The following is a 21,261-nucleotide window of genomic DNA, read 5'->3' on the forward strand; positions in this document are numbered from 1 at the left end:
CGTGCCGCCCCAGCGGCACGACTGCCCGCAGTTGAGCGCGCCCGCACCCGCGTACGCACGGAAGGGGACGTGTCGGGGGGTGTCCGCCCGCAGCGGTTGGCGCGTCAACGGACGGTCAGTCGGTGTCCGACCCCATCGCGCCGTTCCGAGGACGGACACCCCCCGGCGCGGCCCCGACCCACCGCCCTCCGGTAGGCGCTACGCGCACCCCCACCGGAAATGCGTTTGCCCGGCGCGTCGGTCGCCGCGCAGAATCGCGACCATGGGTCACCTGGAAGCAGCGCATCTGGAGTACTACCTGCCCGACGGAAGGGCGCTGCTGGGTGATGTGTCGTTCCGGGTCGGGGAGGGGGCCGTCGTCGCCCTCGTCGGGCCCAACGGGGCCGGGAAGACCACCCTGCTCCGCATGCTCGCCGGTGAGATCAAGCCGCACGGCGGAACCGTCACCGTGGGCGGCGGACTCGGCGTGATGCGGCAGTTCGTCGGATCCGTACGCGACGAGAGCACCGTACGGGACCTGCTCGTGTCCGTCGCCACCCCCCGCATCCGCGAGGCGGCCCACGCCGTGGACACAGCCGAGCACGCCATCATGACCGTCGACGACGAGGCCGCCCAGCTGACGTACGCCCAGGCCCTCTCCGACTGGGCGGAGGCCCGCGGCTACGAGGCGGAGACGCTGTGGGACATGTGCACCACGGCCGCGCTCGGCATTCCCTACGAGAAGGCACAGTGGCGCCAGGTCCGCACCCTCTCCGGCGGCGAGCAGAAGCGGCTCGTCCTGGAGGCCCTCCTGCGCGGCACCGACGAGGTGCTCCTCCTCGACGAGCCCGACAACTACCTCGACGTCCCCGGCAAACGCTGGCTGGAGGAACGGCTCGCCGAGACCCGCAAGACCGTCCTCTTCGTCTCCCACGACCGCGAACTCCTCGCCCGCGCCGCCCAGCGGATCATCTCCCTGGAACCCGGCCCCGCGGGCGCCGACGCGTGGGTGCACGGCGGGGGCTTCGGCACGTACCACGAGGCCCGCCGACAGCGGTTCGAGCGCTTCGAGGAACTGCGCAGGCGCTGGGACGAGAAACACGCCCAGCTGAAGAAGCTGGTGCTGACGCTCCGTCAAGCCGCCGCTGTCAGCCATGAGATGGCCTCTCGATACGCCGCCGCACAGACCCGGCTGCGCAAGTTCGAGGAGGCCGGCCCGCCGCCCGAGCCGCCGCGCGAGCAGGACATCAGGATGCGGCTCAAGGGCGGCCGCACCGGCGTCCGGGCCGTCACCTGTGAAGGACTCGAACTCACCGGTCTGATGAAGCCCTTCGACCTGGAGGTCTTCTACGGCGAACGCGTCGCCGTCCTCGGCTCCAACGGCTCCGGCAAGTCCCACTTCCTGCGCCTGCTCGCCGGCGGCGACGTGGCGCACACCGGCACCTGGAAACTGGGCGCCCGGGTCGTCCCCGGCCACTTCGCGCAGACCCACGCGCACCCGGAGCTGGAGGGCCGCACACTGCTCGACATCCTGTGGAAGGAACACGCACAGGACCGCGGTGCGGCGATGTCCCGGCTGCGCCGCTACGAGCTGACGAACCAGGCCGAGCAGACGTTCGACCGCCTGTCCGGCGGCCAGCAGGCCCGCTTCCAGATCCTCCTGCTGGAACTCCAGGGCGTGACGGCGCTGCTGCTCGACGAGCCGACCGACAACCTGGACCTGGAGTCCGCGGAGGCACTCCAGGAAGGCCTGGAAGCCTTCGAGGGCACGGTCCTCGCGGTCACGCACGACCGCTGGTTCGCCCGCTCCTTCGACCGTTACCTGGTCTTCGGCAGCGACGGCCGGGTCCGGGAGACCCCGGACCCGGTCTGGGACGAACGCAGGGTGGAACGGGCCCGCTAGGGCCCGGCTCGTCGGGGGCCCAGCGCCCCGCTCACTTCCAGCGGAGCAGCGCCCCGAGTCCGCCGGCGGGTACCTCCTGCTCCGCCACGGCCAGTGCCGCCGCGTCCGTGGCCACGGCCGACCGGATCAGCGCGTCGTCCGCCCGGGCCGGCCAGGAGTGCTGCTCGCCGAGGATCTTCAGGTCCGTACGCCGCACCGCGACCTGGTCCGGGTCCTCGCCGATCCACACCTCACGGTGCGCGTCCGGCCCGTCCGGCCTGATCAGCAGCTCGTCGATACGGCGCTCGCGCGCCGCCTCGATCAGCGCGGGCACGCCCTCCACGGCTCCGGCGCGGCCCTCGTCGTCCGGGTTCCGGGCGGCCCGGAACCGCTCCAGCTCCGCCTCGGCCTGCCGCGCCACATGTTCGGCGCGGGCCCGCTCCACGTCCTCGTCGAGGAGCCGGCTGCCGCTGCCGTGCGGCGCCTCGACGACGAGGCCGTGCAGCCGCTTGGGCAGCCGCTCGTGCACGGACCGCCGCTCACGGTCGTCGCCGACGAGAATCAGCAGGTCGGCGCGGGTCTCCTCCTGGCACACGGCGAGCGCGTCGGCGATCTCCGCGGCGTTGTGCTCCCAGGTGTTCTCCACCCGCAGCTGGAAATGCCGCTCGGACCAGTCCACGGAGCTCGTCCGGTGCACCGGCCACTGGCGCCCGGTGACGCTTCCGGCGCCCTCGCGGCCCAGTGCGCTGCGCAGCTCGAAGTCGGCGCCCTTGCGGTCGACGTACGCGACCACGCACACGGGGTCCTCGCCGGCCAGCTCCAGCAGCGGCGTCACACGCGGCAGCGGGGCCCATTCGGCCCAGTCGCCGCCCTGCGGGGGACGGGCCAGCGGCGGGTCGAGGACCACCTCGCCGGCGCGGGCGAACAGGGCCCGGCCGTGCGGTTCCGAAGAGTGCCGCAGGTCCTCGATCGCGCTCTGCACGGCCCGGCAGGTCGCCTCGTCCGCGCCCTGGTCGGCCAGCTGCCTGGCCATCGCCTGGGCCGTGAGCTGCCGCTCGTGGGGGGTGGCCTCCGTATGCCGGGAGGTGTCGACGTACACCGAGGCCCAAGGCCCGGGGTGTTCGTACAGTGGGTGCAGAAAGGCGAGATCCATGGCTCCCTCCCGGATGCCGCTCGGGGGTAGTGCTCAGTTGCTCCCGGGGCGGGTACCCGGACCACATGAACGAACACGACGAGCGGGGCAACACCATGACCGGAGTGGACCCTGACCGGCTGGACGACCAGCAGCTCATGAAGGAGCTGGAGACCATCCACCGCACGCGCCACGACACGCTGCTCTACGGCTCGAACGACGCGCTGCGGGCCCACAACGAGCGCATGGCGCAGCTGGAGGGCGAGTTCCTGCGCCGCAACCCGCGCCGCCCGGTGGCCGCGGGCCGCACCCGCGAAGGGGCCCGGGAGCGGGGAAGCGGGGAGTCGACGACCCCCACGACCCCCGGCACCTGAACCCCTGGCACCCACACGCCCCGGCCCGCACCGACGCAACCCGGCCGGCACGGTTACACACGCCTCGGCAGGCACCGGCACAACACGAGACGCTCCGCGCAGCACCAAGCGCGCACAAAGCGAGCCGGACCGCGCCCCCACAAGCGCGGCCCGGCCCAGTCCCGGCCCCCGGCTCAGTGCCGCACCGGCGCCCGTCCCCAATGCCGGTGCGCCGCGATCGCGGCGCAGAGCGCATTCAGGAACTCCTCGCTCGCCGGACCCGGCGACGTGTCCGTCACCACCCCCTGGTCCGTGACCACGCGGTGGAACTCCGTCGACAGCCTCAGCCCCTCGGGCTCCAGCGCCGACAGGACGCCCACGCCCGAGCCGAGCGCGCCCACCGGCTTGCCGTGCCGGTAGGCGTCCCGCACGAACCGCACCGCGTCAGGGTCGGCCGCCGTCGGCGGGGTGCCGACGGGCCCGCCGGGCAGCAGCACGGCGTCGTACAGCACGGACGCCACGGTCGGCAGCGCACGGTCGACCGCGTACGTCTCACCGTCGGACCCCTTGATCGTCCCGTCCGTCGCGGCCAGGGCCTCGACGATCGCCCCCTCGGCGGCCAGCCGCTCCCGCACGGAGGTGATCTGCTCGGCGTCCACCCCGTCGGTGACGAGCACCGCGATCTGCCGGGTCCGGATCGAACCGTCCCCGCGCAGCGACTCCAGGCTGAGCGCGGGCGAGGCCGACTTGGACGCGGCCTCGGCTGCGGACGGCTCCGGCACCCCGACGCCCCGCGCCACCTGCACCGCCAGCTCCCCGTCGACCTTGGCCAGGTGCTCGACCGTACGCGCCCGCACGGTCATCGCGCCCACCTTGCCGAGTTCGAACCGGAACGCCTCGACGATGTGCTGCTTCTCCCAGTCCGCCATGCTGTTCCAGAACATCGCCGGCTGGCTGTAGTGGTCCTGGAAGCTGGGGCTGCGGCGCCGGATCTTGTGGCCGTCCACCCGTTCGGCGTGATGCGTGTACGCACTTCCCCCGGCGCCCGCGTGGGCCGGGCAGCCCCCGCCGAGCGAGTTCGGGAAGTAGTTCGTGCCGGAGTGGATCGCGCTCTGGTGGTAGCCGTCGCGCTGGTTGTTGCGCACCGGCGCGACCGGCCGGTTCACCGGCAGCTGCGAGAAGTTGGGCCCCCCGAGCCGGATCAGCTGGGTGTCCAGGTAGGAGAAGTTCCGCGCCTGGAGCAGCGGGTCGTTGGTGAAGTCGATCCCGGGGACGACGTTCGCCGTGTGGAAGGCGACCTGCTCGGTCTCCGCGAAGAAGTTCTCCGGGTTGCGGTCCAGCACCATCCGGCCGATCGGCCGCACCGGCACCTGCTCCTCCGGGATGATCTTCGTCGGGTCGAGGAGATCGAAGTCGAACGCGAACTCGTCCTCCTCCGGCACGAGTTGCACGCCCAGCTCCCACTCGGGGTACTCGCCCGCCTCGATCGCGTCCCACAGGTCACGCCGGTTGAAGTCCGGGTCGCGGCCCTGGCACTCCTGCGCCTCGTCCCACACCAGCGAGTGCACGCCGAGCCGCGGCTTCCAGTGGAACTTCACGAACGTGCCCTTGCCGTCCGCGTTCACGAACCGGAAGGTGTGCACGCCGAAGCCCTGCATCATGCGGTAGCTGCGCGGGATCGCCCGGTCGGACATCAGCCACATGATCGCGTGCAGCGTCTCGGGCTGGAGCGACACGAAGTCCCACAGGGTGTCGTGCGCGGACGCGCCCGTCGGGATGTCGTTGTGCGGCTCGGGCTTCACCGCGTGCACGAAGTCGGGGAACTTGACGCCGTCCTGGATGAAGAAGACCGGGAAGTTGTTCCCGACCAGGTCGTAGTTGCCCTCCGATGTGTAGAACTTGGTCGCGAAGCCGCGCACGTCCCGCACGGTGTCCGCCGAGCCCTTGGGGCCCTGCACGGTCGAGAACCGTACGAACACGGGCGTCCGCACGGCCGGGTCCTGGAGGAACGCCGCACGGGTGAACTCCGCGCAGGACTCGTACGGTTCGAAATAGCCGTACGCGCCCGCGCCCCGGGCGTGCACCACCCGTTCCGGGATCCGCTCGTGGTCGAAGCGGGTGAGCTTCTCGCGGAAGTGGAAGTCCTCCATCAGGGTCGGACCGCGCTCGCCCGCCGCCAGGGAGTCGTCGGTGTGATCGACCTCGACTCCCTGGTCGGTGGTGAGCGGCCCGCCGGCCGGATCGTCCGCCTTGGAGGCCTCGCGCTGTTCCTGTTTCCGGTCGGCGGGCGAGGCCATCAGGCGGCCTCCTCGGCGAAGACGTCGAGGAAGGTCTCGCAGAACGCCTTCAGGTCGTCCGGCTTACGGCTGGTGACCAGCTTGTTGGCACCGTGATCACACACCTTCACCTGCTCGTCGACCCAGGTGCCGCCCGCGTTGCGGATGTCGGTCTGCAGGCTCGGCCACGAGGTCAGCACCCGGCCGCGTACGACGTCCGCCTCGACCAGCGTCCACGGCGCGTGGCAGATCGCGGCCACGGGCCTGCCCTGCTCGAAGAAGTCCCGGACGAACGCGACGGCCTTGTCGTCCATCCGCAGGAAGTCCGGGTTGGCCACGCCGCCCGGCAGCACCAGAGCACCGAACGAGCCCGGCGCGGCCTCGCCCACGACCTCGTCCACGGGGAAGGTGTCCGCCTTGTCGAGGTGGTTGAACGCCTGGATCTCACCCTGCTTCGTCGACACCAGCACGGGCTCGTGGCCGGCGTCCTTCGCGGCCTGCCACGGATCGGTCAGCTCGACCTGCTCGACGCCCTCGGGTGCGATCAGAAATGCGATACGCATGATGTTCAACGTCCTTTCCCGGAGCGTGCGGGGCTCCAGCGCGCCGCGTCGCTCCTCGCGTTCTTGTCGTTCTTGCGGTTCCTGCGGCCCGTACGCACGCACCGCAGCAACTCCTCGCCGTACGGCAGCAGCACGCAGGTGCCGATCGCCGCGGCGATGCCCGCCAGATAGCCGCGCGACAGCGGCCTGCGGCGCGGCACCAGCCGCCACGCGTCGGGATCCCCGCGGCCGCCGCGCAACAGCGACTTCACCTGGTCGGCGTGCAGGCACATCAGGGAGGCCAGCGCCGCGAACGGCAGCGACTCCAGAAAGCTGTGGATGTGCTGCTCGACCGGCTTGACCTCCCGCTCGCTCTCGACGGCCGTACGGACGTCCCACAGCGCCGTCGCCTCGTGCACGGCGGCGCCGCCCAGCTGCACGCTCAGCAGCAGCGGGTTGACCTCGTAGCGCAGCGTCAGCGCGATCGGGAGGCCGACCTCGGCCATCATCAGCGTGGGGGCACCTCCCACGCCCTTAAGGCAGTGGGGGAGGATCAATGACTCCTTGGTGCCCGCGGTCTCCTCGATACGGGTCCGCCGGTGCATCACCCAGTCGGCCACCCCCGGCACGAACCAGCTGGGCAGCAGCCCGTACAGCAGATAACGGGTCGTGGCGTCACCGACGTCCACCTCCCCCACGCTCGGCTTCGCTCGCGCGGGGGGACCCCCATCGCCACTGGCACTGATCTCCTTCGCCTGGTCGGTGCTCACACATCACCCCGGGCGTCCGGCTCGGCGCGGCTGATGTCGGCGAGCGCCGACGCGGGGTCCTCGGCCTCGGCCAGGTCGCCGAGGCTCACCATTCCGACCGGCAGCCCGTTCTCCACCACCGGCAGGCGGCGCACCGCGTGCTCGCGCATCAGCGCGGCCGCCGTCGTCACCCGCTCGTCCGGCGTCACCGTCACCGGATCCGGGGTGCACACCGACTGCGCGCTCACCGTCATCGGGTCGGCACCGTCGGCCACCGCCCGGACCGTGATGTCACGGTCGGTGAGCACGCCGATCACGTCCTGCCCGTCGGCCACCACCACGTCGCCGATGTTCTGGGTGCGCATCAACTGCGCCGCCTCGACGAGCGAGGCGTCCGGGCGTACGGCGACCACACCCGGGGTCATCACGTCCTTCACCAACTCGGCCATCACTGAGGGCCCTCCCTCCGTTCCCCGGCCGGCGGGGGCACCGCGGGCGGGCCGGCCCGCCCGCGGTGCCCCCGGCGCGGTCCCTACGCGTACTCCTCCGGTCCCGTCTCCCGGGCCCGGACCAGAGCCTGGGCCAGCTCCTGGACATTGCCGTAGCGCTCCTGGCGCGGCAGCCGCTCCAGGGACTCGACGAGGGCGTCGGGCGCCTGGTGGCCGCGCAGTTCGCGGGCCAGGTCGCGCGCGCTCGCCGGGAACGCCCTGCGGCCCAGGATCCGGGCCAGCTCCAGGCGTACCGACTCCAGGGACGTCGGCGCACGGCTCGGCGTCACCGGCCCGCGCGCGACCTCGGGGTCGTCCTCGGCAGCCGGCTCCGGGTCGTGCCACTCCTCGCTGCGGGTGGGGTGCCCTGACCTGAGCAGCCCCTGGAGTTCATGCTTCATCTCGTCGTCACGATGGACGCTCAGCCGGTCACTGCCTCGCTGCATTTCTCCCTCCAGACGGTCGGGGGTCCGCACCGCGTACCCGAACACCGCGGGCCGACACGGGTTCGCCACCCCGGATCGGTGCCCTCCGCACGGGTTTGCGCCACCGCCTGCGGGAGACCCGGATCACACCCCCCACACCTCTCTGGGGAAGGACACGCCATGGCGATGCTCGCTGTGCTGCTTCCGCTGCTCATGCTCGGAGTGGTGGTGCTGCTGGGCCGTTACGAGGAACTGCTGCTGCCACAGGACGACACCGGCCGGCGCGAACCGGCCGGCGTGTCCCCGGCGGCGGCGACCGCTACTTCTTCTCGCGCCCCGGCAGGAACTCCTGCATCTTCGCCTTGAAGCCCTGCTTGACCACCGATCCCCGGTCCGAGTCGCCCTTCAGGATGGACGCGGCGGTCGCCTCCATCTGCTCCCAGGTGGCGTGCGGCGGGATCGGTGGAACGGCCGGATCGGTCAGGAACTCGACCACCGCGGGACCGTCCGCCTCCAGCGCGGCACGCCAGCCCGCCTCGACGTCCTCCGGCTTCTCCACCCGGATGCCGGTCAGCCCCAGGGAACGCGCGAACGCCGCGTACTGCACGTCCGGGATCGCTTGCGACGGCAGGAACTGCGGCGCGCCCTCCATGGCCCGCATCTCCCACGTGACCTGATTCAGATCCTGGTTGTTCCAGACCGCGATCACCAGCCGCGGGTCCTCCCACTGGTGGCGGTACTTCGCCGCCGTGATCAGCTCCGCCATCCCGTTCATCTGCATCGCCCCGTCACCCACCAGCGCGATCGCGGGCCGGTCCGGGTGCGCGAACTTCGCGCCGATCACGTACGGCACCCCGCAGCCCATCGTCGCCAGCGTGCCGGAGAGCGAGCCCCGCATGCCCGGCCGCATGGTCAGGTGCCGCGCGTACCAGTTGGCCGTCGAACCCGAGTCGGAGGCGACGATCGCGTTGTCCGGCAGCAGCGGGTCCAGGGCGCGGGCCACGTACTCCGGGTTGATCGGGTCGGCGTCGAGTCCCGCCCGGCGCTCCATGACCTCACGCCAGCGCGTCACGTTCGCGCACACCGTGTCGTACCACTCGCGCCCGCGGCCCTCCTCGATCAGCGGGATCAGCCGCTCCAGCGTGGCCTTCGCGTCGCCGACCAGGTTCACCTCGTACGGGTAGCGCATCCCGACCATGTGCGGGTCGATGTCGATCTGCACGCCGCGCGCCTTGCCGAACTCCGGCATGAACTGGGTGTACGGGAACGACGACCCGATGGTCAGCAGCGTGTCGCAGTCCCGCATCAGCTCGTACGACGGACGCGTGCCCAGCAGGCCGATCGAGCCGGTGACGTACGGCAGTTCGTCGCTGAGGACGTCCTTGCCGAGCAGCGCCTTGGCGACACCGGCGCCGAGCAGCTCGGCGATCCGCTCCACCTCGGCCCGCGCGCCGGCCGCACCCTGGCCGACCAGGATCGCCACCTTGTCACCGGAGTTGAGGATCTCGGCGGCCCGCCGCACCGAGTCGTCGGACGGCACGGCCGTCCACGAGCTGCGGTCCAGGCTGGAGGGCACCATCTTGAACTCGTGCGTCGGCGGCGAGTAGTCGAGCTCCTGCACATCGCCGGGGATGATGATCGCGGTCGGGCAGCGGCGCGCGTACGCGGTACGGATCGCCCGGTCCAGCACGTTCGGCAGCTGCTCCGGCACGGTCACCGTCTCCACGAAATCGGAGGCGACGTCCTTGTACAGCGTGTGCAGATCCACTTCCTGCTGGTAGGAGCCGCCCATCGCGGTGCGGTGCGTCTGGCCGACGATCGCCAGCACCGGGACATGGTCCAGCTTGGCGTCGTACAGGCCGTTCAGGAGATGGATCGCGCCCGGCCCGGACGTGGCCGTGCACACTCCGAGACGGCCGCTGAACTTGGCGTATCCGACCGCCTGGAACGCGGACATCTCCTCGTGCCGCGACTGCACGAAACGGGGCTGGTTCTCGGCCCGGCCCCATGCGGCGAGCAGGCCGTTGATGCCGTCGCCCGGGTAGCCGAAGACCTGCTCGACCCCCCACTCGCGCAGCCGCTCAAGGACGTGGTCGGAGACCTTGGTGCTCATGTACGACCTCCCGGACGTATGGGGACAGAGCCAGCTGTACGAGTCACCCTGCGCGACGGCGGAAAACCTCTCCGGGTTTGCGGGCGGGGGCCGGGGGCAGGCGCACCTCAGTGCTTCGGACAGGAGGCACGTCCGTGGGAGCGGCGAATCGCGCCGCCACCGGTGCTCCTGGTCCGCACCCAGTCGATGCGCTCCCACGGTGACCGTCCAACCCAGAGCACCTGCAAGGGAATTGCGACGCATCATGCCGATCCACACCAGCGCGAAGCAGCACCCCCACGACGACGCCCCCGACACCGCCGACGCCTTCCGCAGGCTCGCCACACTGCCCGCAGGACCCGAGCGCGACGCGCTCCGCGACGAGATCGTCGAGGCCTGGCTGCCCATGGCCGACCGGCTCGCCGGACGCTTCCGCAGCCGCGGCGAGAGCTTCGAGGACCTGCGCCAGGTCGCGGCCCTCGGCCTGGTCAAGGCCGTCGACCGGTACGATCCCGAGCTCGGCAACGCCTTCGAGAGTTACGCCGTGCCCACCGTCACCGGCGAGATCAAGCGGCACTTCCGGGACCACATGTGGACCCTGCACGTACCTCGCCGGGTCCAGGACCTGCGCAATCGCGTCCGGTTCGCCTCCCAGGACCTGTCCCAGACCATCTCAGGCCGGCGGCCCACCGTGGCGGAGATCGCCGAGCACGCGAAGCTGAGCGAGGAGGAGGTCAAGACCGGCCTGGAGGCCCTGGAGAGCTTCACGGCCCTGTCCCTGGACGCGGAGCTGCCCGGCAGCGAGGACGGGTACTCCCTGAGCGACGCGCTCGGGTCGCCCGATCCGGCGCTGGACACGGTCGTGGACCGTGAGGCGGTGAAGTCGCGGCTGGCGGCGCTGCCGGAGCGGGAGCGGGCGATTCTGTACATGCGGTTCTTCGGGGACATGACGCAGAGCCGGATCGCGGAGGAGCTGGGGATCTCGCAGATGCATGTGTCCCGGCTCATCAGCCGGTGCTGCGGTCGGGTTCGGGAGCAGGTCATGCGGGATGTGGCGTAGCGCCCCTGAGAGGGACGTATCGATTCACCCGGTTGGAGGGTGCTGTCCCGCTAATGGGGTCCGGGCGCGCGCGGCGTTCCAGCGGGCGGGCTGTGATGGCAGAGGGCCATCCCGTCGTCGCCCGAAGGAGCCCCCGCCATGCGCCGCACCCGCCACGCACTCTCCGTCGCCGTCCTGGCCGGCTCGGCCCTGGCCGGTTTCGCTCCGGTCGTGTCCGCCGAACCCGCCGCCGAACCCGCCGCGGAGGTCAGTCCGGCCACCGTGGAGCCCGGCGGCACGGTCACCGTCTCGGTCAGCTGTGATCCGACCGGGGGGCCGCCGCCCGACAGCATCGACGCGACCTCGCAGGCCTTCGACGAGGGCACGGTCCCGTTGAACAAGGTGACCGGCAACGACGACGAGGTGTCCGGCCCGGCCTACCGGGGCACGGCCCGCATCGCTCCCGCGGAGAACTTCGAGGGTGATCCCGACGCCCTCGGCGAGGACTCGGCGTGGACCGTCGACGGCACCTGCCCGGCCGCTCCCGGCGGGGAGGGCACGCCGTGGAGCGCGACGTTCACCGTGGCCCGGGGCGGTGGCCACTATGAGCCGTCCCACCAGCCGACGCACGAGCCCGCCCACAAGCCCTGTCCCGACGAACCGGGTGGCGAACCGGGGGACGAACCGTGGCAGCACTCCACCGAGTGCGCGAGAGCGGTCGTCCAGCGCGGGGTGCGCGCCGGCGACGGCGGTGCCTTCTCCGACTCCGTGCCCGCCCTGGTCGCGGGCGGGGTGCTGATCGCCGGCGCGTTCGGTGCCGCCGTGCACCGGCTGCGCAACCGGGAGAGCGAGCTGTACCGCTGAGCCCCGGCGCGCACCACCGTCCCGGAAGCCCCCCGCTTCCCCGGCCCGGCCCGCTCATGCTGTGACCGTCACAACCCGGCCGGGCTCCCATGGGGCGACCGCGCCATGGGTACTCAGTGGCCGAGGGCACGGGCGACGGGGCACGGGCGAGGTCGACAGGACACGGCAGCAGGCACTGCGGAGGTACGGATGCGGCGGACGGACCCGCAAGGCCACGGCCCCGTCCGGTTCGGGCCGCCGCTGCCCGAGGACGGGCTGCCCGTGCTGCCGGAGCTGTCCGCCGTGCTCGCGGCGGCGGCGTCCCGGGGCGACCACGAGCCGGTCGGCGGGGGAGAGACCCTGCGGGAGGCCGCCTGCGGCTACTGGGACCGGCGCGGCCTGCACTGCGCCCCCGGCCGGGTGGCCGCCGGGCCCGGAGCGCCCGCGCTGCTGCTCGCCCTGACCGCCGCCCTCGGCGGTGACGTCCTCGTACCGAGACCCTGCGCCGCCTGGTGGGCGCCGTACGCCCGGCTGCTGGGGCGCCCCGCCTTCCACGTGCCGGTCCCGCCGGAGAGCGGCGGGGTGCCCGACCCGTACGCCCTGCTGGAGACCGTGCGCCGGGTCCGCGCCGAGGGGGGCGACCCGCGCCTGCTCGTGCTGTCCGTCGCCGACGACCCCACGGCCACCGTCGCCCCTCCCGAGCTGCTGCACGAGACCGTCGAGGCCGCCCAGGGGGAGGGCCTGCACCTGGTCAGCGACGAGACCTGGCGGGACACCCTGCACGATCCGCACGACACCGTGCTGCTCAGCCCCGCCGAGATGCTGCCCGACCGGGTCACCGTCGTCACCGACCTGGCCGGTGCCCTCCTCCCGCCCGGCTGGCCGGCCGCGGTGGCCCGCTTCCCGGCCGGCGAGGACGCCGACGGCCTCCACGCGCGCGTGCTCGACGTCCTCACCGCGCTCGACGCCCGGGTCGCCGCCCCCGTCGCCGCGGCGGCCGCCTACGCGCTGGGGGAACCCGAACCCGTCACCGCGCGCGTCGCCACCGCCGTGCGCCTGCACGCGCGCTTGGCCGCCGAGGCGCACGCCGCCGTCATCGCGGCCGGCGCCCTCGCCCGGCCCCCGCAGGCCGGCCGCCATCTGTACGTCGACCTAGCTCCGCTGGGCCCCGCGCTGAGCGCGCACGGCATCGGCGACGCCCAGGAGTTGGAGGACTTCCTCGCCGCCCGCCTCGGCATGCCCGCCCCCGGCGGCCACCGCTTCGGCGACGAGCTCGAAGCCCCGCGCGTGCGGCTCTCGACCGGCGCACTGCTGGCCGGCTCCGACACGGAACGCGCGGAAGGCCTCACCTCACCCACGCCGTTGGAACTGCCACACGTGCAGCGCGCGTTGATCCAACTGAAATCGGCCTTCGACGATCTCCGCGACGACGCTCAGCGATGGGAGCCTCCTCGATGACGCAGCAGTCCGAGTCGACCACGAGCACCACCACTCGGGAAGCCGGCGACGCGGCCCTCCCGTCCCCCCTCGCGCCCCCGTACCCGCCGCCGGCCGAGCCGAGACCACTGGCCGAACGCCGGGTGTGGCCGCGCACGTTCCACGACCGGCTCACCGCCCCGCTCCCCGGCCTGAGGGCCATGGCCCGCTTCGCCCGCGAGGGCGCCGTGCGACCGGGCCCGGAAGGCCTCGCCGACATCCCCCGGCTTCCCTACGCCCCCGGCCCGCTGCCCCGCGTCGACGCCCGCACGGTGGCCGTGACCTGGGCGGGACACGCCAGCTGGGTCCTGCGCATCGGCGGGCTCACGGTCCTCACCGACCCGGTCTGGTCCCGCCGGATCCTCGGCACCCCGGCCCGCATCACCCCCGTGGGCGTCCCCTGGGAGGCGCTGCCGCGCGTCGACGCCGTCGTCATCAGCCACAACCACTACGACCACCTGGACGCCCCCACGCTGCGCAGACTCCCGCGTGACACCCCCGTGTTCGTCCCGGCCGGCCTGGCCCGCTGGTTCCACCGCCGCCGCTTCACCCGTGTCACGGAGCTCGACTGGTGGGAGGCGGCCGAACTGGACGGCGTCCGCTTCGACTTCGTCCCGTCCCACCACTGGTCCAAGCGCACCCTCACCGACACCTGCCGCAGCCTGTGGGGCGGCTGGGTCCTGACCGACCAGGAGGGGCAGCGCGTCTACTTCGCGGGCGACACGGGCTACGGCCACTGGTTCTCCCGCATCGGCCGCCGCTACCCCGGCATCGACCTCGCCCTCCTCCCCATCGGCGCCTACGACCCCCGCTGGTGGCTCAGCGACGTCCACTGCGACCCGGAGGAGGCGGTCCGCGCGGCCCAGGACCTGGGAGCGACCAGAATGGCCCCCATGCACTGGGCCACCTTCGTCCTGTCGGCAGAGCCGGTCCTGGAACCCCTCACCCGCGTCCGCGAGGCCTGGGAAAAGACAGGCCTCCCCCGAGAAAACCTCTGGGACATGCCGGTAGGCGCTTCAAGGGTCCTTTAGGTATGTCAGGGGCGCGGGGAACTACGCGACCAGCCACACACAACCCGCGCTCCGACGACGGACATTACCCCTGTGGCGCTACCGAACCCGCCGCACCAAACTCGGCACCGCACTGATCACCAGCGTCAGCCCGATCGCCGCCACCACACCCTCCCACGGCTCATCGAACAACGACCCCCCGAGAATCCCGATCAGCTGGTACGTCACGGCCCAGGCCAGACAGGCCGGCAGGTTCCCCCGGGAAAACCTCCGCAGCGGCCACGTCGCCAGAAGACACGCCAGCATCACCGGAATCCGCCCCGCCGGCACCAGCCGCGACAGCACCAGCACGGCCACCCCGTGCTCGGCGAGTTTCGTCTGCGCCTGCTCCAGCCGCTCCTCCGGCGCCCGCGCCCGGATCGCCTCCAGCCAGCGCGAGCCGTTCTTCGACTTCATCCCGCGCCGCCCCAGCCAGTACAGCGCCGCGTCGCCCAGGAACGCCGCCAGCGACGCCGTCACGAACACCATCGCCAGCGAGAACGGCGCCGTCTGGTGGAAGGCGACCACGGCCGCCGAACTCACCAGCGCGCCCGTCGGGATCACCGGCACCAGCGCCCCGACCAGTACCAGCAGAAAAAGCGTCGGATAACCGATCGCCTGCTGCGTCGACTCCGGCACGACGGACGCCGGGGTGACGGCCGACACCGCGAGCAGAGGCACGGCGGCCTGCGCCACCGGCGCGGTCCAGATCACCGCGCGACCTCCAGGCGCACGCTCTCCCCGTGCCCGAGCCGGTGCACCGCCACGCCGGGCGCGTGCCGCGCCGCGAGCCGTACGAACTCGTCACCCGGCGCATGGAACTCGTGGGGGCGCACGGCGTCCATCCCGATCGGCCAGTACGTGCCGTAGTGCACCGGCACCGCACTGCGCGGCGCCAGCCGGGCCAGTGCCTGAGCCGCCCGGCCCGCGTCCAGATGGCCCTCGCCCAGGTACGGCCCCCAGCCGCCCACCGGCAGCAGCGCCACCTCGACCGGCCCGACCTCCTCGGCCATCTCGTCGAACAGCCCCGTGTCCCCGGCGAAGTACGTCCGGGCCTCGCCGGCCACGACGTAGCCGAGCGCGGGGGAGCGGTGGGGTCCGAGGGGCAGCCGGCGTCCGTCGTGGCGCGCGGGCACGGCCCGTACGACGATGTCGCCGACCGGGATCTCGTCCCCGGGCGCCACCTCGCTGACCCGCAGGTGCGTGAGCCGGCGCAGACCCGGCACCGCACGGCGCGCGCCCCGGGGCACGAGCAGGCGCGTGCCCGGATCGAGCCGCATCAGCGACGGCACATGCAGATGGTCGGCGTGCAGATGCGAGACCAGCGCGACATCCGCCCGGTGGGCGCCGGGAGGCGGCAGATCCCCGCGCCGGCGGCGCAGGTGTGCGAGCCGGCGTGCGAACAGCGGATCGGTGAGCACGCGTACGTTCGAGTCCTCGACCGTGCAAGTGGCGTGACCCCACCAGGTGATCTCCACCGGCACTTCTTTGCCCCCTTCGCGCGACTCCCCGAAGCCTACGTGCAGGAGTAGGGTCGGCGGCGAAACCGGAGGTGAGGGGGGGACGCCATGATGCCGGTCCGGGTCACGGCGATCGCGAGTCTGACGCCGCTGGAGGAGCTCGACGACGATCCGTTCCTGGTCGACTCCCGCAGCCAGCACGCGATGTGCGCCCGCTGGGCCGCCGAGCGGGGCTATGTGATCAGCCGGGAGTTACTGGTCCGGGGGCTGCGCCCCGACCACTGCGCGCTGTGGGACGGCGTCCGCCCCGGCCTCGACCTGTTCGTGGCACCCAGCCGCAGAGTGCTGGAGAGCGCGCTCGCCTCCGTCGAGGAGTTCACCGCGGAGTGCGCGCGGCGCGGGGTACGCGTCGAGACGGTGGGGCGCGCGGAGCCGGCGTACGACGCGGCGATGAAGGCGTGCGTGCACCGCCGGCTGTCGATGCCGACCGCCGGTTACGACGGGCGCTGACGCGACGGTTCCGGGGGACACCGGGCGTCGCCGGACCGTTGTGGCACTGTGGGTGAGAGCCCGTGGTCGGGACGGGCCGGGACGTGAGGTGGCGGGGCGTGCGGGGCGTGCGGTGGCGGCGGGTCGCCAGTCAGGTGGGGCGGAGCGTCGCCGTATGGGCGGTCTCCACCCTCACCATGCTCGTGCTCGCCGGGATCCTGCCCGACTTCCGGCTCCGCTCGGCCGACGGCGACAGCGCGACCGACATCGCCGTCAAGGCGGCCTTCGGCGCCGGCGCCTTCGGTCTGCTGTCGGCCGTGGTCTGGCCCTTGCTCGTCCGGCTCCTGCTCCTCGTACCGGCGCTCGTGCTCGGGCTGCTGGTGTTCTTCCTCAACGGCGCGCTGCTGCTGCTCGCCCTGCGCCTGGACCCCGGGGAGCGCGGCACCGTCGCCCCGGAGACCGCCGTCGTGGTCGCCGCCGTGATGTCCGCCGTGGCGTCCGCGACCGGCGCCGCCCTGGCCGTGCGCGACGACGACGCCTACCGCCGCAGGCTGTACCGCCTCTCCGACCGCCGCCGCAGGTCCGGACCGCCCAGCCCGTCCAGCCCGGGCACCGTCTTCCTGCAACTCGACGGCGTCGGCCACGACGTCCTGCTGGACGCGGTCGGCAAGGGCCTGATGCCCACCGTCGCCCGCTGGCTCGACATCGGCGACGGCGGCCGCCCCACCCACCGGCTCACCCCCTGGCGCACCGACTGGTCCAGCCAGACCGGCGCCAGCCAGCTCGGCATCCTGCACGGCAGCAACCACGACGTCCCCGCGTTCCGCTGGTACGAGAAGGACACCCGCGAGGTCGTCGTCTGCAACCGCCCGACCAGCGCCGCCGATCTCCAGCGCCGCGCCGTCGGATACGCGGGGCACGGCGGCCTGCTCGCCGTCGACGGCGCCAGCCGCGGCAACCTGTTCAGCGGAGGCGCCGAGCAGCAGGCCCTCGTGCTGTCCGTCGCCGCCCGCCGCAGCCGGGAGAACCGCTCCCGCGCGGGCTACTTCGCCTACTTCTCCGACCCGGCCAACGCCGTGCGCACGGCCCTGTCCTTCGTCGCCGAGGTGGGCCGGGAGATCGGCCAGTCCACCCGGGCCCGCCTCGGCAAGCAGCGCCCGCGCGTCTCCCGCGGCGGCCTCTACCCGCTCGTGAGGGCCTTCGCGACCGTCGTCGAGCGGGACGTCGTCGTGGCCGCCGTGACGGGCGACATGCTCGCCGGCCGCACCGCCGTCTACGCCGACCTCGTGGCCTACGACGAGGTCGCCCACCACTCCGGCCCGGCGAGCCGCGACGCGCGGAAGGTCCTCGAACGCCTCGACCGCTCCCTCGCCCTCATCGAGAACGTCACCGAGCACGCCCCGCGCCCGTACCGGATCGTCGTGCTGTCCGACCACGGCCAGAGCCCCGGCGAGACGTTCCGCTCCCGCTACGGCCTCACCCTCGGCGACCTGGTGCGGGCGGGCTGCGGACTGCCCGTGCCGCGCCGCGCGGAGCGCACCCGCAGCGGGGCGGAAGCCCGCGCCGCCGTGCGCGCCGCCCTGCGCATACCGGTCGAGGAGGGCGGCGAGCGGCACCGCCCCACACGCCGCTCGGAGCCGATCGTGCTGGCCTCCGGCAACCTCGGCCTGGTCTCCTTCCCGGACGTCACGCACCGCATGAGCAAGGAGGAGATCGACGCCCGCCACCCCGCGCTGCTGCCGACCCTCGCCAACCACCCCGGCATCGGCTTCCTGCTGGTCCGCAGCGACGAGCACGGCGGGGTCGTCCTCGGCGCCTACGGCGCCGAGATACCGCTGGCCGACCTCGACGACAACCCGGGCCCCCTCGCCGCGTTCGGCCCGGGCGCCGCCGACGCGGTACGCCGTACGCACTCCTTCCCGCACACCGCCGACATCATGGTCAACTCCTTCCACGACCCCGCCGACGGCGAAGTCCTCGCCTTCGAGGAGCAGATCGGCTCGCACGGCGGCCTCGGCGGCGAACAGGGCAAGCCCTTCCTGCTGTCGCCGCTCGGCTTCTCCGCGCCGGTCGCCGAGGGGGAGGAACTCGTCGGCGCCGAACACGTCCACCGCGTCCTGCGCCGCTGGATGCGCGAGTCGGACGGCCCGCAGGTGCCGTTGGAGACCAGCGAGGAGCGCGCCGCCTGACAGCGCGGCTGCCGCTCGGCGTCCGAGGGCCGGTCTTCCGCGTGCTCCGAGCGGGAGTGTGATCGGATGGGGGCCAGGAACCCGGTCGCGGTTCCGGATACTCATCGAAAGGATGCGTCATGGCAGCCACGCGCTCCGCACACACCGTGTGGGAAGGCAACCTGTTCAAGGGCAACGGCGTCGTCACCTTCGACTCCTCCGGCATCCTCGCCGAGCAGCCGGTCAGCTGGGCGGCCCGCACCGAGGAGCCGGGCGGGAAGACCAGCCCGGAGGAGCTGATCGCCGCCGCCCACTCCAGCTGCTTCTCGATGGCCTTCTCCAACATCCTCGACAAGGCCGGCACCCCGCCGACCAAGCTGGTGACCTCCGCCGACGTCACCTTCCAGCCCGGCGAGGGCATCACCGGCATCCACCTCACCGTCGAGGGCACCGTCCCCGGCATGGACGAGGCGGCCTTCCTCGCCGCCGCCGAGGAGGCCAAGGTCGGCTGCCCGGTCAGCCAGGCCCTCAAGGCCACGCCCATCACCCTGACCGCCAAGCTCGCCTGACCTGCCCCACCCACCTCGCGCGGGCCCGCCCACCAGGGCCGGGCCCGCGCGACGTCGCCGGTTCGCCGTCCATGCCCGGGGTATGAACCAGACGCTCTGCCGCCGACGGTCCGGAAGGAACGCGATGCTGCCGGGAACGTCCACCAGCGCGACGGCGCTCGACTCCGCCACCCGTGACCGGACCCGCGTCCTGCTGCTGTTCAGCCTCTCCGGCCGGCTCCGCCCCCGCGACACCGCCCTCGGCGCCCTCGTCGACCGCTACGACTACGGTCGCTTCGCCTCCCACCTGATGACCAGCCAGGACGTCCTGCCCGTCCCGATGCTGGACGAACAGATCGCGCCCCGCCGGCTGCGGCTGCCGCACGGCGACCACGGCCTGGGCCTCGCGTCCCTGCGGATCCTCGTCGTCACCACCCCGCGCGGCGACGCCACCCTCGTCGTCGACTGCGCCTTCGCGGGCGAGACCACGGCCGGCGACCTCGCCGCCTGGCTGGCCACCACCTGCTTCGACCGGGAGCGGATCGAACTCGACGACCGTCCGCTCCTGACAGCACTGACCGACCAGCTCGGCCGGCCGCTCGCCCTCGGCCAGAACGTGCACCAACTGGTCTTCCCCGGCGGCCGGTTACAGCGCGAGCTGCTCAGCGCCGACGAGGCCCGCAAGGCGATCCTGCTGAACGAGATCGTCTACCGCGGCCGGATGCCCTGGAACCCCGCCACGCCCTATGACGCGAGCCTCGCGCCACACCTCAGGAACCACGGCGTCACCCTGTCCGCGCTCGGCCGGGGCGTCTCCGTCCAGGCCGGCTGGGCCCCGCACGTCGAGAACGGCCTGATGCTCGTCGCGATCGGCATGATCTCCGCCCTGGCCGCGCTCCAGCGCACCCGGCTCGCCGCCTTCGCGACGATGAAGGCCAACGAGCAGGCCCTGACCGACTCGCCCACCGAGATCCGCTCCCTGATCTCCCGCCTCTCCGCGGGTGTCAACGAACTCCAGCTGGACCTCGCCTTCGGCGTCGAGGCCTACGTCGACAGCCTGCTGATCCCCGAGATGGTCATCGAGGCGTTCCAGTCCTCGCTGCGCGACGCGCTCGGCATCCGCGACAGCCTGGAGAACTCGGCCCGCATGGTCGAGCGCCTGACCTCGGTGATCAGCGCCCGCTCCGCCGCCCTGGACGCCGAACTCGCCGAGCGCGACGACCGCCGGGACCGCACCGTCTCCGGCCTGGTCGCCGCCGCCACGCTGATCGCCCTGCCGCCCACCCTGCTGCTGGCCTTCTTCGGCGTGAACGGTACGAACGTCGACGAGCACCGCTCCATCCTCGACCTGCGCGCCTACGCCCCGGCCTACGCGCTGGCCTGGCTCCCCTTCGTGATCCTGGTCCTGATCGGCTACGTCCTGCTCAGACGGATCAGCACCCGCTCCGGCTCGCTGCTGCCGGCCCCCGACGACGCCGCCGTCCCCGTTCCGCCTCCGCGCTCGCCCTCCGGGAGCCGACGACCATGACGCCCCGCCCCGCCGTCTCCGCCCACCGCGGCGGCTCCGAGCGCGCCGGACCCGCCACCTGGCAGGCGTACGAGGACGCGCTGGAGTCCGGCGCGGAGTACGCCGAGTTCGACATCCGCCGCACGAAGGACGGCGTCCTCGCCGTCTACCACGACCCCCGGGTCGGGCCCGCCGGGCCGCCGCTGGCCACGCTCACGCACGCCGAGCTGAGCGAGCGGGCCGGCTACGACGTGCCGGTGGTGGACGAGGTCATGGCGCTGATCGCCGGGAAGCTCGTGGCGCACCTGGACCTGAAGGAGGCCGGCTACGAGCGGGAGGTGATCGACCGGGCGGTGGCGCTGCTCGGCGTGGACGGGCTCGTCGTGACGTCGCTGGAGGACTGCTCCGTGGCCGCCGTCGCACAGGGCTTCCCCGGGGTGCGTACCGCGCTGTCCCTGGGGCGCGACCGCCGGGAGCTGGCCCTGGCCCGGCTGCCCGGGACCCGGCTGAGCGAGCTGTTCCCGGCCCGCCGCATCCGGGCCTGCGGGGCCCACGGCGTCGCCGTGCACCAGCGGCTGGCCAGGACCACCGTGCTGCGCGAGGCGACCCGGCGCGGCCTGTTCACCATGGTGTGGACGGTCAACGACGACACCCTGATGCGGGCCTTCCTCGCCCACCCGCGCGTGGACGTGCTCGTCACCGACCGGCCCCGGCGGGCCGTGGCGCTCCGCGGGCCGGTCACCCCCTCGCGCCATTGACAACAG

The 21,261-nt window shown here is 72.9% G+C and carries 21 protein-coding genes; 12 read left to right on the plus strand and 9 right to left on the minus strand.

The annotated features are described in order from the left end of the window. Positions 1-262 precede the first annotated feature (262 nt). On the plus strand, positions 263-1,882 hold the full coding sequence (locus tag QF034_RS33990) for an ATP-binding cassette domain-containing protein (protein ID WP_307178512.1): 1,620 nt from the start codon (positions 263-265) through the stop codon (positions 1,880-1,882). A gap of 31 nt (positions 1,883-1,913) precedes the next feature. On the opposite strand, the gene QF034_RS33995 is transcribed toward QF034_RS33990, so the two are convergent. Continuing rightward, positions 1,914-3,014, minus strand: coding sequence for a baeRF2 domain-containing protein (locus tag QF034_RS33995; protein WP_307178513.1), 1,101 nt, complete (start codon positions 3,012-3,014; stop codon positions 1,914-1,916). A 65-nt stretch (positions 3,015-3,079) separates the two neighbouring features. Between QF034_RS33995 and QF034_RS34000 the strand changes: the two genes are divergently transcribed. Then, positions 3,080-3,367 carry a DUF6158 family protein gene (locus tag QF034_RS34000; protein ID WP_010038687.1) on the plus strand — a complete coding sequence of 96 codons (288 nt, stop codon included), beginning with the start codon at positions 3,080-3,082 and terminating at the stop codon, positions 3,365-3,367. A 173-nt stretch (positions 3,368-3,540) separates the two neighbouring features. Here the strand turns inward: QF034_RS34000 and QF034_RS34005 are convergent, their stop codons facing one another. From QF034_RS34005 to QF034_RS34025, 5 genes are all read right to left on the minus strand, one after another. Next, positions 3,541-5,643 carry a catalase gene (locus tag QF034_RS34005; RefSeq protein WP_307178514.1) on the minus strand — a complete coding sequence of 701 codons (2,103 nt, stop codon included), beginning with the start codon at positions 5,641-5,643 and terminating at the stop codon, positions 3,541-3,543. Continuing rightward, positions 5,643-6,185, minus strand: coding sequence for a type 1 glutamine amidotransferase domain-containing protein (locus tag QF034_RS34010; protein ID WP_307178515.1), 543 nt, complete (start codon positions 6,183-6,185; stop codon positions 5,643-5,645). The genes QF034_RS34005 and QF034_RS34010 overlap by 1 nt, the downstream gene beginning before the upstream one ends. A gap of 5 nt (positions 6,186-6,190) precedes the next feature. Next, complete coding sequence (locus QF034_RS34015; RefSeq protein WP_370880975.1) at positions 6,191-6,910, minus strand: diguanylate cyclase; 720 nt, start codon at positions 6,908-6,910, stop codon at positions 6,191-6,193. A gap of 20 nt (positions 6,911-6,930) precedes the next feature. Next, positions 6,931-7,362 (minus strand): CBS domain-containing protein, encoded by a 432-nt coding sequence (locus tag QF034_RS34020; RefSeq protein ID WP_307178516.1) that lies wholly within the window; start codon positions 7,360-7,362, stop codon positions 6,931-6,933. A gap of 83 nt (positions 7,363-7,445) precedes the next feature. Continuing rightward, positions 7,446-7,847: a DUF2795 domain-containing protein gene (locus QF034_RS34025; protein WP_307178517.1), complete on the minus strand. Its 402-nt coding sequence runs from the start codon at positions 7,845-7,847 to the stop codon at positions 7,446-7,448. Positions 7,848-8,006: 159 nt separating this feature from the next. Here QF034_RS34025 and QF034_RS34030 point away from each other — a divergent pair, with 159 nt between their 5' ends. After that, the gene (locus tag QF034_RS34030) at positions 8,007-8,192 is read left to right on the plus strand and encodes a hypothetical protein (RefSeq protein WP_307178518.1); all 186 of its coding nucleotides are present in this window, start codon (positions 8,007-8,009) and stop codon (positions 8,190-8,192) included. Here the strand turns inward: QF034_RS34030 and QF034_RS34035 are convergent. Then, positions 8,146-9,939, minus strand: a complete 1,794-nt coding sequence (locus tag QF034_RS34035) for a thiamine pyrophosphate-requiring protein (RefSeq protein WP_307178519.1) — start codon at positions 9,937-9,939, stop codon at positions 8,146-8,148. The genes QF034_RS34030 and QF034_RS34035 overlap by 47 nt on opposite strands. Positions 9,940-10,183: 244 nt before the next feature. Here QF034_RS34035 and QF034_RS34040 point away from each other — a divergent pair, with 244 nt between their 5' ends. From QF034_RS34040 to QF034_RS34055, 4 genes are all read left to right on the plus strand, one after another. Then, a complete protein-coding gene (locus QF034_RS34040) occupies positions 10,184-10,978 on the plus strand; it encodes an RNA polymerase sigma factor SigF (RefSeq protein ID WP_307178520.1) in 795 nt (264 codons plus the stop codon). Between the two features lie 138 nt (positions 10,979-11,116). Continuing rightward, on the plus strand, positions 11,117-11,821 hold the full coding sequence (locus QF034_RS34045; protein WP_307178521.1) for a hypothetical protein: 705 nt from the start codon (positions 11,117-11,119) through the stop codon (positions 11,819-11,821). Between the two features lie 189 nt (positions 11,822-12,010). Continuing rightward, positions 12,011-13,258, plus strand: coding sequence for an aminotransferase class I/II-fold pyridoxal phosphate-dependent enzyme (locus QF034_RS34050; RefSeq protein ID WP_307178522.1), 1,248 nt, complete (start codon positions 12,011-12,013; stop codon positions 13,256-13,258). After that, complete coding sequence (locus tag QF034_RS34055) at positions 13,255-14,307, plus strand: MBL fold metallo-hydrolase (protein ID WP_307178523.1); 1,053 nt, start codon at positions 13,255-13,257, stop codon at positions 14,305-14,307. The genes QF034_RS34050 and QF034_RS34055 overlap by 4 nt, the downstream gene beginning before the upstream one ends. Positions 14,308-14,385: 78 nt before the next feature. Here the strand turns inward: QF034_RS34055 and QF034_RS34060 are convergent, their stop codons facing one another. Together QF034_RS34060 and QF034_RS34065 are read right to left on the minus strand one after the other, a co-directional pair. Continuing rightward, the gene (locus QF034_RS34060; protein WP_370880904.1) at positions 14,386-15,039 is read right to left on the minus strand and encodes a DedA family protein; all 654 of its coding nucleotides are present in this window, start codon (positions 15,037-15,039) and stop codon (positions 14,386-14,388) included. Then, positions 15,036-15,809 (minus strand): MBL fold metallo-hydrolase, encoded by a 774-nt coding sequence (locus tag QF034_RS34065; RefSeq protein ID WP_307178524.1) that lies wholly within the window; start codon positions 15,807-15,809, stop codon positions 15,036-15,038. The genes QF034_RS34060 and QF034_RS34065 overlap by 4 nt, the downstream gene beginning before the upstream one ends. 84 nt (positions 15,810-15,893) lie before the next feature. On the opposite strand from QF034_RS34065, the gene QF034_RS34070 reads away from it, so the two are divergent. The 5 genes from QF034_RS34070 to QF034_RS34090 all read left to right on the plus strand — a co-directional run bounded on the left by QF034_RS34070 (position 15,894) and on the right by QF034_RS34090 (position 21,255). Then, positions 15,894-16,295: a hypothetical protein gene (locus QF034_RS34070; RefSeq protein WP_307178525.1), complete on the plus strand. Its 402-nt coding sequence runs from the start codon at positions 15,894-15,896 to the stop codon at positions 16,293-16,295. Positions 16,296-16,393: 98 nt separating this feature from the next. Beyond that, on the plus strand, positions 16,394-18,463 hold the full coding sequence (locus tag QF034_RS34075; protein ID WP_307178526.1) for a phage holin family protein: 2,070 nt from the start codon (positions 16,394-16,396) through the stop codon (positions 18,461-18,463). A 119-nt stretch (positions 18,464-18,582) separates the two neighbouring features. Continuing rightward, positions 18,583-19,011: an OsmC family peroxiredoxin gene (locus tag QF034_RS34080; protein ID WP_037668927.1), complete on the plus strand. Its 429-nt coding sequence runs from the start codon at positions 18,583-18,585 to the stop codon at positions 19,009-19,011. A gap of 124 nt (positions 19,012-19,135) precedes the next feature. Further along, entirely contained in the window at positions 19,136-20,518 is a 1,383-nt protein-coding gene (locus tag QF034_RS34085; RefSeq protein WP_307178527.1) for a hypothetical protein, read from the plus strand. Beyond that, a complete protein-coding gene (locus tag QF034_RS34090) occupies positions 20,515-21,255 on the plus strand; it encodes a glycerophosphodiester phosphodiesterase family protein (RefSeq protein ID WP_307178528.1) in 741 nt (246 codons plus the stop codon). Before QF034_RS34085 ends, QF034_RS34090 begins: the two co-directional genes overlap by 4 nt. Positions 21,256-21,261: the final 6 nt, after the last annotated feature.

Source organism: Streptomyces africanus, from assembly GCF_030816955.1.
Lineage (GTDB): Bacteria > Actinomycetota > Actinomycetes > Streptomycetales > Streptomycetaceae > Streptomyces > Streptomyces africanus.

Coding starts and splice junctions, on each gene's coding strand:
- QF034_RS33995 (WP_307178513.1), bottom strand. CDS start 3,014: ATGGATCTCGCCTTTCTGCACCCACTGTACGAACACCCCGGGCCTTGG.
- QF034_RS34025 (WP_307178517.1), bottom strand. CDS start 7,847: ATGCAGCGAGGCAGTGACCGGCTGAGCGTCCATCGTGACGACGAGATG.
- QF034_RS34030 (WP_307178518.1), top strand. CDS start 8,007: ATGGCGATGCTCGCTGTGCTGCTTCCGCTGCTCATGCTCGGAGTGGTG.
- QF034_RS34085 (WP_307178527.1), top strand. CDS start 19,136: ATGCTGCCGGGAACGTCCACCAGCGCGACGGCGCTCGACTCCGCCACC.
- QF034_RS34055 (WP_307178523.1), top strand. CDS start 13,255: ATGACGCAGCAGTCCGAGTCGACCACGAGCACCACCACTCGGGAAGCC.
- QF034_RS33990 (WP_307178512.1), top strand. CDS start 263: ATGGGTCACCTGGAAGCAGCGCATCTGGAGTACTACCTGCCCGACGGA.
- QF034_RS34070 (WP_307178525.1), top strand. CDS start 15,894: ATGATGCCGGTCCGGGTCACGGCGATCGCGAGTCTGACGCCGCTGGAG.
- QF034_RS34040 (WP_307178520.1), top strand. CDS start 10,184: ATGCCGATCCACACCAGCGCGAAGCAGCACCCCCACGACGACGCCCCC.
- QF034_RS34020 (WP_307178516.1), bottom strand. CDS start 7,362: ATGGCCGAGTTGGTGAAGGACGTGATGACCCCGGGTGTGGTCGCCGTA.
- QF034_RS34000 (WP_010038687.1), top strand. CDS start 3,080: ATGAACGAACACGACGAGCGGGGCAACACCATGACCGGAGTGGACCCT.
- QF034_RS34005 (WP_307178514.1), bottom strand. CDS start 5,643: ATGGCCTCGCCCGCCGACCGGAAACAGGAACAGCGCGAGGCCTCCAAG.
- QF034_RS34080 (WP_037668927.1), top strand. CDS start 18,583: ATGGCAGCCACGCGCTCCGCACACACCGTGTGGGAAGGCAACCTGTTC.
- QF034_RS34045 (WP_307178521.1), top strand. CDS start 11,117: ATGCGCCGCACCCGCCACGCACTCTCCGTCGCCGTCCTGGCCGGCTCG.
- QF034_RS34090 (WP_307178528.1), top strand. CDS start 20,515: ATGACGCCCCGCCCCGCCGTCTCCGCCCACCGCGGCGGCTCCGAGCGC.
- QF034_RS34050 (WP_307178522.1), top strand. CDS start 12,011: ATGCGGCGGACGGACCCGCAAGGCCACGGCCCCGTCCGGTTCGGGCCG.
- QF034_RS34010 (WP_307178515.1), bottom strand. CDS start 6,185: ATGCGTATCGCATTTCTGATCGCACCCGAGGGCGTCGAGCAGGTCGAG.
- QF034_RS34035 (WP_307178519.1), bottom strand. CDS start 9,939: ATGAGCACCAAGGTCTCCGACCACGTCCTTGAGCGGCTGCGCGAGTGG.